The sequence below is a fragment of the Shewanella putrefaciens genome (assembly GCF_016406325.1).
GTDB classification, from domain to species: domain Bacteria; phylum Pseudomonadota; class Gammaproteobacteria; order Enterobacterales; family Shewanellaceae; genus Shewanella; species Shewanella putrefaciens.
In genome coordinates this window covers 2369075-2382556 of sequence record NZ_CP066370.1, presented here as the reverse complement: position 1 = coordinate 2382556, position 13482 = coordinate 2369075, and the positions used below count along the sequence as shown (strand labels likewise).

The 13482-nt window shown below is 48.7% G+C and carries 12 protein-coding genes; 2 read left to right on the top strand and 10 right to left on the bottom strand.

Annotated elements, in window-relative coordinates:
* Positions 1-525: 525 nt before the first annotated feature.
* The 9 genes from hisIE to JEZ96_RS10595 form a co-directional block, all read right to left on the bottom strand.
* Positions 526-1167: a bifunctional phosphoribosyl-AMP cyclohydrolase/phosphoribosyl-ATP diphosphatase HisIE gene (gene hisIE, locus JEZ96_RS10635; RefSeq protein ID WP_025007820.1), complete on the bottom strand. Its 642-nt coding sequence runs from the start codon at positions 1165-1167 to the stop codon at positions 526-528.
* A gap of 61 nt (positions 1168-1228) precedes the next feature.
* A complete protein-coding gene (gene hisF / locus JEZ96_RS10630; RefSeq protein WP_128090071.1) occupies positions 1229-2002 on the bottom strand; it encodes an imidazole glycerol phosphate synthase subunit HisF in 774 nt (257 codons plus the stop codon).
* Positions 1984-2721, bottom strand: a complete 738-nt coding sequence (gene hisA, locus JEZ96_RS10625) for a 1-(5-phosphoribosyl)-5-[(5-phosphoribosylamino)methylideneamino]imidazole-4-carboxamide isomerase (RefSeq protein ID WP_061783440.1) — start codon at positions 2719-2721, stop codon at positions 1984-1986. Before hisA ends, hisF begins: the two co-directional genes overlap by 19 nt.
* A 70-nt stretch (positions 2722-2791) precedes the next feature.
* On the bottom strand, positions 2792-3586 hold the full coding sequence (hisH, locus tag JEZ96_RS10620) for an imidazole glycerol phosphate synthase subunit HisH (protein WP_025007822.1): 795 nt from the start codon (positions 3584-3586) through the stop codon (positions 2792-2794).
* 31 nt (positions 3587-3617) lie between these two features.
* Positions 3618-4709 carry a bifunctional histidinol-phosphatase/imidazoleglycerol-phosphate dehydratase HisB gene (gene hisB, locus JEZ96_RS10615; protein WP_025007823.1) on the bottom strand — a complete coding sequence of 364 codons (1092 nt, stop codon included), beginning with the start codon at positions 4707-4709 and terminating at the stop codon, positions 3618-3620.
* A 29-nt stretch (positions 4710-4738) separates the two neighbouring features.
* Positions 4739-5860 (bottom strand): histidinol-phosphate transaminase, encoded by a 1122-nt coding sequence (hisC, locus tag JEZ96_RS10610; RefSeq protein ID WP_025007824.1) that lies wholly within the window; start codon positions 5858-5860, stop codon positions 4739-4741.
* 44 nt (positions 5861-5904) lie between these two features.
* Positions 5905-7227, bottom strand: coding sequence for a histidinol dehydrogenase (gene hisD / locus JEZ96_RS10605; protein ID WP_025007825.1), 1323 nt, complete (start codon positions 7225-7227; stop codon positions 5905-5907).
* 3 nt (positions 7228-7230) lie between these two features.
* Positions 7231-8130, bottom strand: coding sequence for an ATP phosphoribosyltransferase (gene hisG, locus JEZ96_RS10600; protein WP_025007826.1), 900 nt, complete (start codon positions 8128-8130; stop codon positions 7231-7233).
* A 505-nt stretch (positions 8131-8635) separates the two neighbouring features.
* Entirely contained in the window at positions 8636-9271 is a 636-nt protein-coding gene (locus tag JEZ96_RS10595) for a DUF938 domain-containing protein (protein ID WP_025007827.1), read from the bottom strand.
* A 516-nt stretch (positions 9272-9787) separates the two neighbouring features.
* On the opposite strand from JEZ96_RS10595, the gene JEZ96_RS10590 reads away from it, so the two are divergent.
* Positions 9788-11077: an NAD(P)/FAD-dependent oxidoreductase gene (locus JEZ96_RS10590; RefSeq protein WP_025007828.1), complete on the top strand. Its 1290-nt coding sequence runs from the start codon at positions 9788-9790 to the stop codon at positions 11075-11077.
* 52 nt (positions 11078-11129) lie between these two features.
* Here JEZ96_RS10590 and JEZ96_RS10585 read toward each other — a convergent pair whose 3' ends face one another.
* Positions 11130-12008 carry a LysR family transcriptional regulator gene (locus JEZ96_RS10585; RefSeq protein WP_128090072.1) on the bottom strand — a complete coding sequence of 293 codons (879 nt, stop codon included), beginning with the start codon at positions 12006-12008 and terminating at the stop codon, positions 11130-11132.
* Positions 12009-12184: 176 nt separating this feature from the next.
* Here JEZ96_RS10585 and JEZ96_RS10580 point away from each other — a divergent pair, with 176 nt between their 5' ends.
* On the top strand, positions 12185-13324 hold the full coding sequence (locus JEZ96_RS10580) for an S-(hydroxymethyl)glutathione dehydrogenase/class III alcohol dehydrogenase (RefSeq protein WP_025007830.1): 1140 nt from the start codon (positions 12185-12187) through the stop codon (positions 13322-13324).
* Positions 13325-13482: the final 158 nt, after the last annotated feature.

Here is a 13482-nt window from a genome sequence, read left to right as displayed (position 1 = left end):
TGCAAGAAAAAGAGACAAAGACTTGATCCTAAAGCAACTGTCTTAAAGGATTTTGATGTGATTCAATGATGAAATGATTCAAGCACAAAATAATTTAAGCAAATGAGACAGTGGCGCTCAGCGGATCCGAAAGGATATGGCCACAATGGAAGGTCAGGCGAGGTGCCTATTTTATACCTAAACAATATCCATTGCGGCTACAGATAGGGATAATAAAAGGGTGTGAAACACATAAAACTTGCCTTAGCGTGTGTTGAGTAAAAACGGATAAGTGTTTTGATGCCTTGCCTTAATAACCTAACAGCAACGGAGGCTACCATAGGGAACTGAACTGTACTTGTCAACCATTACAACAGTATTTTGATTATTTTTTGTTATAGGATTAAGGCGCAAGATATTCATTGCTCACATTGCGGCAATGGCACTTGAGGGAATCGCGCGATAAAAAATGCCGCCGACTTGATTTAAGTGGGCGGCATTTTTAGCGGTAAAATCGATAGTAAGACATCAGGAACAGTAAGCAGATTATGCTTTGCTCTGCAGCGCCTTTTGATGTCTTGCCAGCAAGTTTGCTGTGATATCACTAAGGCTTAAATGTTGATCTTCAAGCAATACCAGCAAGTGATAGATAAGATCTGAGGCTTCGTTAACCAGCTCTTCCTTATCGAGGGTCGCGGCGGCAAGGGCGGTTTCAAGACCTTCTTCCCCGACCTTTTGGGCGATACGTTTTGTGCCGCGCGCAAATAATGACGCCGTGTAACTGGAATCGGCACTTTGTCCTTTACGCGAGGTGATAAGGCTGGCGAGGTTGTTCAAAAAGGGGTGCGCATTGTCATCTAACCAACAACTTTCGGTGCCTTTGTGGCAGGTTGGGCCGTTGGGGATCACTTGCACTAACAGGCTATCGTTATCGCAGTCTTTATCGATAGCGACCAATCTTAGCGTATTCCCCGAGGTTTCACCCTTAGTCCACAAGCGCTGTTTTGAGCGGCTGAAAAAGGTGACATCACCTGTGCTCAAGGTTTTTTCCAGCGCGGCCTTATCCATATAACCGAGCATTAATACCTTGCCCGATAAATGGTTTTGGATAACGGCAGGAATGAGCCCATCCTGTTTATTCCAATCCAGCTCGCTAAAATCCGACTTAGTGTTTGTTTGCGTTGACATAGTATTCACTCTTAATCTGTTTGTAGAACCTAGAACCTAGAACCTAGAACCTAGAACCGCTCTAGCGTCTAATCGCGATCCCTTCGGCCGCTAAATAGGCTTTTAATTCACCGATGTTGATAATCGCCTTGTGGAATACGCTCGCTGCCAGCGCCGCATCGACCTTAGCTTCAATAAATACATCGCGAAAATGCGCCATAGTTCCTGCACCGCCCGAGGCAATTAACGGCACGTCGCAGATGGCGCGAACAAGACTTAACTGCTTGATATCATAGCCACCACGCACACCGTCTTGGTTCATAACATTGAGCACGATTTCACCACAACCACGTTTTTGCACTTCTTCAACCCAGTCTTGGGTAAACCATTGGGTATCTTTAGTCGCAGCCTTATCGCCAGTAAATTGCTTTACTTTATAGCTGTTGCTGGTGGCATCGAAAAAGGAGTCGATACCAATCACGATACATTGGCGGCCGAACTCGTCCTGCAGGCGTGAGATCAAACTCGGATCGGTTAACGCGGGCGAGTTAATCGAAATCTTATCCGCACCAAAGGCTAATAACTCACGGGCTTGGCTAATGGTTTTAATACCCCCTGCCACACAGAAGGGAATATCAATCTGCTCCGCCACGCGGCTCACCCAAGATTTATCGACCACACGTTCGTGGGCGCTGGCGGTAATGTCATAAAACACCAGCTCATCGGCGCCTTCTTCGGCATAACGCGCGGCTAAGGGAACGATATCACCGACAATTTCGTGGTTACGAAACTGCACGCCTTTCACTACTTTACCGTCTTTTACATCTAAACAGGGGACTAGTCGTTTGGCCAGCATTGGATTGCCTCCGACACGTTAAACTGATTGATAAGCAAGGCTTTACCGATAATGATGCCTGCAGCGCCGCTGTCTCGCACGGCGCTCACATCATCAAGGGTCGCAATACCGCCGGAGGCTTGCCAAGCGATGTCGGGGAAGCTTGCAGCAATTTCTTGATAAAGCGCGGTATTCGCGCCCGTTAAGGTGCCGTCCCGGCTAATATCAGTCACCAGCGCGTGCTTTAAGCCGACCGCGCTAAAGGTTTCTACAAGGGATTCTAAACTCTTACCGCCACCACTTTGCCAACCGGATACGGCGACCATTTTCTCGCCGCTCTGGTTGATATTGACATCGAGCGCGAGGCAAATTGCTTCGCTGCCGTATTTGATAAACCATTGTTTGACTAACTCAGGCTCTTTCACCGCCAGTGAGCCAATTACCACTCGTTTTACACCGATAGCTAATAATTCAGTGACTTGTTCTTCAGTACGAATACCGCCACCCACTTGAATATTGGCGTATAGTCCCGCCACTAATTCACTGATAAGACGAGTTTGGCGTTTCGCGGGATCTTTCGCACCCGTTAAATCAACGATATGCAACCACTTAGCGCCTTGTGCCTCGTAGGATTGCAACTGCGCCAAAGGACTTAAATCAAAGGTGGTCTGCTGACCGTAATCGCCTTGATAAAGGCGGACGACATTGCCATCAATTAAATCAATCGCAGGAATAATCATAAGCTTAAATCCTCGATTGACTTATTTATAAGTGATTCATTAATAACTTCTTTTGTATTGAGTAATTTATTCATTGGTCAGCCTTCTTTACACCAGCTTGGCCATCAGCAGAGTTGCTTTGCAGCGCTTTGTTCATCAGAGCTTCGTTCATCTGTAACTCATCCATCTGTAAAAAGTTACGCAGAATTTGCGCGCCCACGGCGGCACTTTTTTCGGGGTGGAACTGCACGCCCATAAAGTTGCCTTTGCCGATGGCGGCGCTAAAGCCTTCACCATAGGTACATTGGGCTAATGTAAATTCACTCAACGGCGCGCGGTAACTGTGGACGAAATACACATAACTGCCATCTTCAATGCCCGCAAACAGCGGGTGAACGCTAGGGATTTTGGCTCCTTGTGAGTTTGTCGTTAGCTTAAGTTGATTCCAGCCCATGTGCGGCAAAGGTAGGCTTTCAGCTTTGAGTAACTGGGTATCCAGCTCGCAAATGTCGGTGGGGATGATGCCTAAGCACTCGCAATCTTGACCTTTGCCGCCGCGTTCCTTAGAAATCGCCGCCAACATTTGCATGCCAAGGCACACGCCCAGCACAGGTTGAGTCAGGCCTTGAATGAGTTCGACCAAGCCTTTTTCATGTAAGGACGCCATGGCCGCACCTGCCGTACCCACACCCGGCAGCACCACGCGTTTTGCCACTTTGATTTTGGCTTTATCGTCTGTGACCAACACCTTAGCGCCTAAACGCTCGAAGGCGAAACGTACTGAGTTTAAATTGGCACAGCCCGTGTCTATGATGACGGTTTCAGCATCTGGTGATGCATTTGCTGCTAATTGCTGGCCAGCTGATAATAGAGTGTCTTGTTGCATCCTAACCTCTTAAACGATTTATGCTGATGCCTTAAAGCACGCCTTTGCTCGATGGCAGAATATCGCCTTCGACTTTAACCGCTTGGCGTAGCGCGCGACCGAGCACTTTAAACAGGGCTTCAACCTTGTGGTGATCGTTATCGCCTTCGGTTGACACATGCAGCGTACAGCGCAGGCCATCGGCAAAGGATCGGAAGAAGTGCGGCACCATTTCAGTGGCCATTTCGCCCACGTGCTCACGCTCAAAATCGGCCGAGAATTTGATAAAAGGGCGGCCAGAGATATCCAGCAGACACTCACCCTTAGCTTCGTCCATCGGCAGGCTAAAGCCGAAACGGGCAATGCCGCGTTTGTCACCGAGCGCTTGGCGCAGGGCATCACCTATGGCCAGCGCAGTGTCTTCGATGCTGTGGTGATCGTCGATTTCCAGATCGCCATCGACTTTCACATCCATTCTAAAATTACCGTGGGTGGCAATTTGATCGAGCATGTGGTCGAAAAAGCCAATGCCTGTATCAATTTTACCTTTGATTGAACTGTCGAGATCCACAGTCACGCGAATATCGGTTTCTTTGGTGGTACGTACGACCGTGGCGGTGCGGCCTTTATTGAGCAGTGCATCGGCGATGGCGTTCCAGCCTAAAGTGTCGCGTTGATATTTCAGGCTTTTAATGCCCATGGCATTGCCCAGCTCCACATCGGTTTCGCGATCGCCAATCACCGCCGATTGGGTGAAATCGATGCAGCCTTGGGTGAGGTAGTCTTTTACTAGCCCCAGCTTAGGTTTACGGCAGCTGCAATTTTCATCATTAAAGTGCGGGCAAATCACCACATCTTCGAAGTTCACCCCTTGGCTTTTGAGGATTTGCATCATCATATTGTGGGGGGCATCGAAATCTTCCTGCGGGAAAGACGGTGTGCCAAGGCCGTCTTGATTGCTGACCATGACTAAGCGAAACCCTGCCTTTTGCAGACGTAGCAAAGCGGGGATTACCTGTGGCTCGAACACTAATTTCGTTAAACTATCGACCTGTTTGTCGGTGATGGGCTCTTCAATCAAGGTACCATCGCGGTCGATAAACAGAATTTTTTGTGCAACGTTTGGGATAAATTGTGGGTTCATGGCGCTACCTTAAAATATAGTTCGTTTTATTATTCAACTCGTTGTGACTCAAAAAGGGCGACTAAGCGATCGGTATCCGCCTTTGAACTAAAGCTAAAGCGTATCGCTTTGGCAAGCCTTGGGTCCTTGTAGGCGCGGGCGACAACACCACTGCCTTGCAGTAACGCCGCGACCTTGGCGACATCATCAAATTCAGCCAATACGTAGTTGCCATGGGGAGTTAGTACTCTGCCGCCCCATTGTTCACAGTAAAGATTGAGTGCCGCGGCAAGTCTTTTACCCTGTTGATTGAGTTCTTCTACCTGAATTTTCATCCGCGCAACACCTGCGCTCGATAGCGCCTGTGTGGCGACTTCACTCACGGGCAGCGGCACCGGATAGGGCGCAATCACGCGCATAATGATTTCGACCACAGCCTCGTTTGCCAGCATAAAACCACAGCGTGCGCCGGCAAGTGCAAAGGCTTTTGACAGGGTGCGCAGTACCACTAGATTCGGATAGCTTTCCAGCAAATCCGCCACGCTGTATTCGGGGCAAAACTCAATATAAGCTTCATCAATGACTACAAGCGCGTCGGGCAGGGCTTTAATTGCTTGCTCGATAATGGCTTTGTCGATCACTGTCCCCGTCGGATTATTGGGATTACAGATAAACACCAGTTTTGCGCCGCGAACGTCCTCGGCATAGGTTGTTGGCAAGCCATATTCCGCGCTGAGATTTAACGCTTTAACGCCCACATTAAAGGTGTTCGCGCTGATGGCATACATGCCGTAAGTTGGGCCAAAGCAAGCAATGCTGTCGACGCCAGGTATACAAAAGGCACGAATTAATAGTTCAATCGCTTCATCGGCGCCGCGGCTGGCAACTATCTTACTGGCACTCACACCGCTGTACTCGCTGTAGGCCTTGATAAGCTGCGGCGGTTGGCATTCTGGGTAACGATTCAATTTTGATAAATCGAGCGCTGCCGTATCGACATTATTGAAGGGTGATTCGTTGGCATTGATCCAAATATCACCACGACCGCCCAGTCTGCGGGCACTCTGGTAGGGCGTTAAATCCAGTAACTCAGGGCGCGCTAAGCGCTTGGCTAAATTTAGCGCTAATACTGTGGGTTCTGCTGTTTTTTCCATGCTGCTCATTTGGCTCATTTTCTTCACTCAGCTCTATTTTTATTCACTTAAGATTAAGCAGATCATTTCTCTAGGCTAGCTAAACGTACTGCGACAGCATTTTTGTGCGCATCGAGCAATTCGTTACTGGCTAACGTCATGACCGCTTGCCCCAATCCGATTAAGCCTTTAGCGCTGAGTTCCTGCACGGTAAAGCGGCGGCTAAAGTCGGCTAATGACAGGCTCGACACGGCGCGGCTGTAACCGTAAGTTGGTAGCACGTGGTTGGTGCCACTGGCATAATCACCAATAGATTCAGGCGTATAAGCGCCTAAAAATACCGAGCCCGCGGCGCGAATATTTTTCAGTACCTCACGGGGAAAGCGCGTTTGAATGATCAAGTGCTCAGGCCCATATTGATTGGAAACCTGCGCGGCTTGTAGCATGTCGTCCACAACAAAAGTGCGACTGCTCAGTAGTGCCGTTGCCGCGATATCACAACGCGGCAGGGCAGCGAGTTGTCTTGTTAGCGCGTCATTCACGCCATCGGCGATAGCTTGCGAATCTGTCACTAAAATCACTTGTGAATCTGGGCCGTGCTCCGCTTGCGAAAGCAAATCGGCGGCGATAAATTCGCAATTGGCGTCGCTATCGGCAATCACTAACACTTCAGAAGGACCTGCTGGCATATCGATACACACAGTGCAGCGGCCATCCTGTGACACTAAGCGTTTAGCTTCAGTCACGTAGCGATTACCTGGGCCAAAAATTTTATCGACCGCGGGGATCGTTTCTGTGCCAAAGGCCAGTGCCGCAATGGCCTGCGCGCCGCCTACTTGATAGATTTCAGTGATCCCACAGGCATTGGCTGCATAGATAATGGCATCGTTGATGGGCGGTGGGCTGACTAATACTCTTTGTTCGCAGCCGGCGATCTTGGCGGGCAGGGCGAGCATCATCACGGTAGAAATTAATGGCGCACTGCCACCTGGAATATATAAACCTACTTTTTCAATTGGTTCGCTACGCAGTTCGCAGCGCACTCCCGCCTCGGTCTCCATATCAATCGGGCGAAATTGCTGGGCGCTGTGAAACACGTCTATGTTCGCCATGGCTTTGGCGATCGCCGCTTTTAGCTCAGGCGATACTCGTGCACTTGCCGCAGTTATTTCGGCTTCGCCCATGCGCAGCTCACCACTACCTTGTCCATTTAAATCTTTGGTCGCGCTATCAAAGCCATCAAACTTTTGATTAAATTCGGCAATGGCGGCATCACCCCGCGTCGCTACCGCATCGAGAATGGCGCGAACGCTTTGCTCTAAGCCACTATCACCAATTAAGGGCGAGCGTTTCAGCGCCGTTTTCTGCTCGGCGGCGGATAAGGTTGACCAAGTTAGGATTTCCATACATTACCCCATCATTTTTTCGATTGGCATCACCAGAATCGAGCTGGCACCGAGTGCGGTTAGCTGCTCCATGGTATCCCAGAATAAATCTTCGGTACTGACGGCGTGGATAGCAACGCGGTTAGTATCATCATTTAATGGCAATACGGTTGGGTTTTCAGCGCCGGGCAGTAGGGCGACGATTTGATCTAAGGTTTCGGTTGGCGCGTGTAGCAGTATGTACTTGCTCTCACGGGCGCGGATAACGCCATTGACGCGGGATAGAATTTTATCGATGAGTGCTTGTTTAGTCGGCGATTGGGTTTGGGTCGATTGAATGATGCAGGCCATAGAGCGGTAAATTACTTCAGTTTCGTATAAACCGTTGGCCTCTAAGGTGGCGCCCGTTGACACGAGATCACAAATCCCATCGGCAAGGCCGGCACGCGGGGCGACTTCAACCGAGCCTTTTAACATACAGTCGCGATAAGTTATGCCTTTTTGTTGCATAAAACGGCGCAGCAGGTTCGGATAAGAAGTGGCGATGCGTAATCCTTCTAACGAGGAGGCATCGGCGTAACTGAATTCTGTTGGTACGGCTAACGAGAGGCGACACGAACCGAAATCTAACTGACGCAGTTTGAGGCAATCTGCGGGTTTGTTCAGAGTTTGACGCTCGATTTGTTCCTCTTCGAGCACGTTTTCACCGATGATCCCCATATCAACCACGCCGTCCATCACCAATCCTGGGATATCGTCATCACGAACGCGCAGTAAATCGATAGGCATATTGTCAGCGTGAGCAATAAGGCGTTGTTCATTAATGGAAAATTTAACACCACAGCTTTTTAGCAATTGTTGTGATTCGGTCGATAGACGGCCAGATTTTTGGATGGCGATGCGTAAACGGTTCGATTCAGTCATAGTGTTATCTCGCTCAAAAGTATCAAAATTAAAAGATTCAAAATTAGCGCCTAAATGCAAAAACCCCCGGAATTCCTTCCAGGGGTTTTTGATCATCTTGAATCAGTCCGCCAGAAGGATATAGTCCTCCGGCAGTGAGCGTCCGAAGGCTACCGCATATGGTGGTGATGGTGGTGGATAGCGTTCAGTAGTGGGCTCATTTTACTCTCTCGGTCTTTGTTCGTTATTTGTTTATATTTATCGCTTAACCGTTCTAATTACAGTGAAGCGTTTAATTCGTTGCTACGGGTGTCTATCCGTATAAGTGGATTTAAACTAACCGCTTTTATGAGCCTTTGCAACAGCCAATTTGAATTAAATGAGAATATTTATGCGTTTTTGTGGTGAATACGGAAAACGTGATGATAGTTAACTTATGCTCTTGAGGTGTTGGTGCTACGTTAATTTAGTGTTATCTGCATCGTCGTTAATTCTATTAGGCTTTTGGGTGAAGAGAGATAACCCGTTACACTTTGACAAAATGCAGTAGTCGATTATTGGCTGGCATAGCCACATCTTGCTTCAGCGTTAGGCCTTGCTCGCTGGCTAAACTGCAAATCCATTCAATATCACGAATGCCGCTGGCGGGATCGCGCTGTTTTAAAAAGGCATCAAACTGGCGATTGCTGTCACTGCTAAATTCGCCTTGGTAGTTAAAGGGGCCGTAAATGCACAGGGTCTTGAGTTGGGGGAGATACAGACCAAGGCCAGTAAAAAACGCTTCAACCATATTTTTGCTCATAATATGCAAAGTGTTTGCAGTAAATACGCCATCAATATCAGGTGTTAATCCCTCCACTGGCCATGGCACAGTGACATCAAGGGTAAGTGGTAAGCGTAGGTTTGCCGCTGCATTGGGTAGCTTGCCTTCATGCATACACCTTGCGGTAATGACCTCAATATACTCAGCCTGATCGCTGGTTTGCCAGATTAAATGGGGAAGATTTGCTGCAAAATACACAGCATGCTGCGCTGTGCCACTGCCGATTTCGAGTACATGTTGGTTGAGTGAGAATGCTTGTGTTAATACCGCTAAAATCGGCGCTTTGTTGTTTTCACATGCTTGGGAAAACGGCAATTGGACAAGTGGTAATAGTGGCATAATGGACTCTAGGTTGCTGAGATAAAAAGAGGATGACGCCGCACAAGCCTATCTTAAACCAGCAAAAAGTATAAGGCTTAAAAGATAAAATCAGCCGCGCCTTAACATTCGGAGTCACTATCTTAGGTAACTTAATCTTAGGTGCCTTAATTTTAGTGCCTTAATTTTAGTGCCTTAATTTTAGTGCCTTAATTTTAGGTACCGCCATTTCAGAAGCTTCCATCTCAAGCCCCCCCATTTCAGGTTCTTCAAGCAGGAGCCAGCAGCCAGCTCAACTCCCTTTGTCATGTCCTGCAAATAGTTATCGCAATTCAGTGTTGACCTCGATCTCAACTTAGATATACTCACAAATTCTGAACGCTTGTAAAAAATATAAAACAATGTCGGCATGATGCCGTGTTAAAACGAGTGTCCAAAACTGAGTGTCCAGAAGAACTGAGTGCCCAGAACTAAGACTCAACACTCACTTTCAGCCATCAACTTTCAACAGTTAACTTTCAACATCAAGGAATGACCATGCCAGCAGAGCGTTGCGCCTCCTACTACAATGCCACCATTGACCAAGAGTCAGATTATCCTGCGCTTGAAGGCGACATTCGAGTCGATGTGGCGATTGTCGGTGGCGGTTTTACTGGCGTGGCAACGGCGTTGGAATTATCTGAGAAGGGCTACAAAGTGGCGCTTATTGAGGCCAATAAAATTGCGTGGGGCGCGACCGGACGCAACGGCGGGCAGGTGACGGGCAGTTTGTCCGGCGATGTTGCGATGACAAAGCAGCTGCGCTGTCAAATCGGCAATGAAGCTGAAGATTATGTGTGGAATATGCGTTGGCGCGGCCACGATATAATTAAAAATCGGGTGGCCAAGTACGGCATAAACTGTGATTTAAAGTTTGGTCATATCCAAACCGCTTACCAGCCAAAGCACATGCAGGAGCTTAGGGCGATGCATGATGAGGCGCAGCGCCGCGGCATGGGTGAATTTATGACGCTGGTATCCGCCGATGAAATACCCGCCTATTTAGGCTCGCCCTTGTATCACGGCGGCTTAGTCAATCGGCGCAATATGCATTTGCACTCAGTTAATTTATGCCTGGGTGAAGCCCGCGCCGCAGCAGGTCTTGGGGCGTTAATCTTTGAACACTCACCCGTACTTGATATTGAAGAAGGCGATGTGGCGACTGTTGTCACTGCCAAGGGAAAAGTGCGCGCCAACAGTGTGCTGATCGCCGGTAATGCTTACCATAAACTCGCCCGTCCAAAACTGCGCGGTATGTTATTTCCGGCGTCCTTAGGCAATTGCGCCACTGCGATTCTGCCCGATGAGATCGCTTTGCAAATCAATCCGCAGGATTTGGCCGTGTACGATTGCCGCTTTGTGTTGGATTACTATCGCCTGACCGCGGATAAACGGTTGATGTTCGGCGGCGGGACTAACTACAGCGGCCGCGATCCTAAAAATGTGGCGGCGGAATTACGGCCCGCGATTGAGCGTACGTTTCCACAATTAAAGGGCGTTGATATCGAATTTGCTTGGGCCGGAATGGCAGGAATTGTGATTAACCGTATCCCACAGCTCGGCAAAGTGTCGCCTAATGTGTTCTATTGCCAAGGATATTCTGGGCACGGAGTGGCGACATCGCACATTATGGCTGAGATCATGGCCAATGCGATGGACGGGCAATTGCGTGAATTTGATTTGTTTGCCGCCATGCGCCATATCCGCATTCCGTTAAATGAATGGTTCGGCAATCAAGCGCTGGCGTTAGGCATGCTGTATTACACTTTGCGGGAAAACTGGCGCTAGTTTGCGCCGTTTTGTCTGCTACCACCTACTAATCAATCTGCTCAAACAGTATTTAACCCTGTTCGATGAGTTTTTCGGCAAGATAATCGACCAATACGCGGATCTTAGCCGACAGGTGGCGGTTTTGCGGATAGAGTGCCCAGATGCCTTCTTTGGCTTCGCGGTGACCGTCAAGGAAGGAGAGTAACCGTCCGGCTTGAATATCTTCTTCAATATAATAATCAGGCAGTTGAACTATCCCTATGCCCTTTAGTGCCGCATCCCTTAATGCGTAGCCGCTGTTACAATTAAGATTGCCGCGGACTTTAATATTGCGTTCGCGGCCATTTTCTACAAAGCGCCAGTAATTATGATTACCGATCAAACAATTGTGCCGGCTAAGTTCTGATAAGGTATGGGGCTGACCGTATTTTTCCACATAGCTTGGTGAGGCGGCGACATAGTGAGTGCGACTGCTGAGCGGTTTGGCCATCAGACTCGAATCGGCGAGTTTTCCGAGGCGAATGGCCAGATCATAACCGCCTTCAATCAAGTCCAAGGTGCGATTAGTTAGGTCGACGCTAAATTCAACGCTGGGATATTGCACCATAAAATCATTGAGCAACGGCATGATAAATTTTTCGCCATAGGCGACGGGCGCCGTGAGCTTGACTAAGCCTTGGGGTGAGTCCTTTAGGTTTGAGGTGGCGCGCTCGGCTTCTTCTAACCCCGTTTGTAATTGGCGGCAATGACGATAATAAATCGTGCCTTCTTCGGTTAACGACACTTTGCGGGTTGTGCGGTAAAAGAGTTTTGTGCCAAGGCGGTTTTCTAAGGTGCTCACTTGGCGGCTAACGTGGGCGGTGGAGATATTCAGCCGCTGCGCCGCTAGGGTAAAACTTTCGGCCTCAGCCACCGCGACAAATTCAGAAATGCCGTCCCAGAGATACATTGTTGTTACTCAGTAAAAATGAATTGCTTGAATACTAGATTGTCTCTCGCTGAGAAACAAATACAATCCTCCTATTCAGTAGCATCAGTGCAATGGGCGCAAGAATTTGCTTGGCCTGAATTGAATTTATGATACACCAATGACTTACTCCTATTACCTATTCAAGGGACGTAACAATGTCGAACGAAAAACCGCAGTTTATTAAATCAAAGGCCGCTGTTGCTTGGGGGCCAGGACAACCACTTAAGATTGAAGAAGTGGATGTGATGTTACCTAAAGCGGGCGAAGTCTTAGTGCGCATTGTGGCTACGGGCGTGTGTCACACGGATGCCTTTACCCTGAGCGGTGATGATCCAGAAGGCGTATTCCCAGCGATTCTAGGCCACGAAGGCGGCGGTATCGTTGAGCAAGTGGGCGAGGGGGTGACCAGCGTACAAGTGGGCGATCATGTGATCCCACTTTATACCCCAGAGTGCGGAGAATGTAAGTTTTGTCTATCGGGCAAAACTAACCTGTGCCAAAAAATTCGCGCGACCCAAGGTAAAGGCTTAATGCCCGATGGCACCACGCGTTTTTATCTTGATGGCAAGCCTATTTTCCATTACATGGGTTGCTCGACCTTCTCTGAATATACTGTGTTGCCTGAAATCTCATTGGCTAAAGTCAATAAGAGCGCGCCATTAGAAGAAATTTGTCTGTTAGGTTGTGGCGTAACCACAGGTATGGGCGCGGTGATGAACACGGCCAAAGTGGAAGAAGGCGCGACCGTGGCGATTTTCGGCCTCGGCGGTATCGGTTTATCGGCGATTATCGGTGCCACTATGGCCAAAGCCAGTCGTATTATCGCGATTGATATCAACGAGTCTAAGTTCGAGTTAGCCAAAAAACTTGGCGCGACCGACTGTATCAACCCAAAATTATTGGATAAGCCCATCCAAGAGGTGATCGTTGAGATGACCGACGGTGGCGTGGATTACTCATTCGAGTGTATCGGCAACGTCAACGTGATGCGCAGCGCCTTAGAGTGTTGCCATAAGGGCTGGGGTGAATCAGTCATCATCGGTGTTGCCGGTGCTGGTCAAGAGATTTCAACCCGTCCATTCCAATTGGTGACTGGCCGCGTTTGGCGCGGTTCTGCCTTTGGCGGTGTGAAAGGGCGTTCTGAACTGCCACACATCGTTGAGCGTTACTTAGCGGGCGAATTTAAGCTCGATGATTTTATCACTCATACTATGGGACTTGAGCAAATCAATGAAGCATTCGAGCTGATGCACCAAGGTAAGAGCATCCGCAGCGTGATCCATTTTGATAAATAAGCGGTTTCGCATTGTAAACTGATGCTTCAGCTTGATGTGACAAACCGGCAGACAGGTGCAAATCTGTTTGCTGTGTTGCCAACAGAGTAGACGATCAGCGCCATGACGAATGCTAAGATAAATGCTATGACAAAACGCTAAAAGATTGAGCTTAAAAG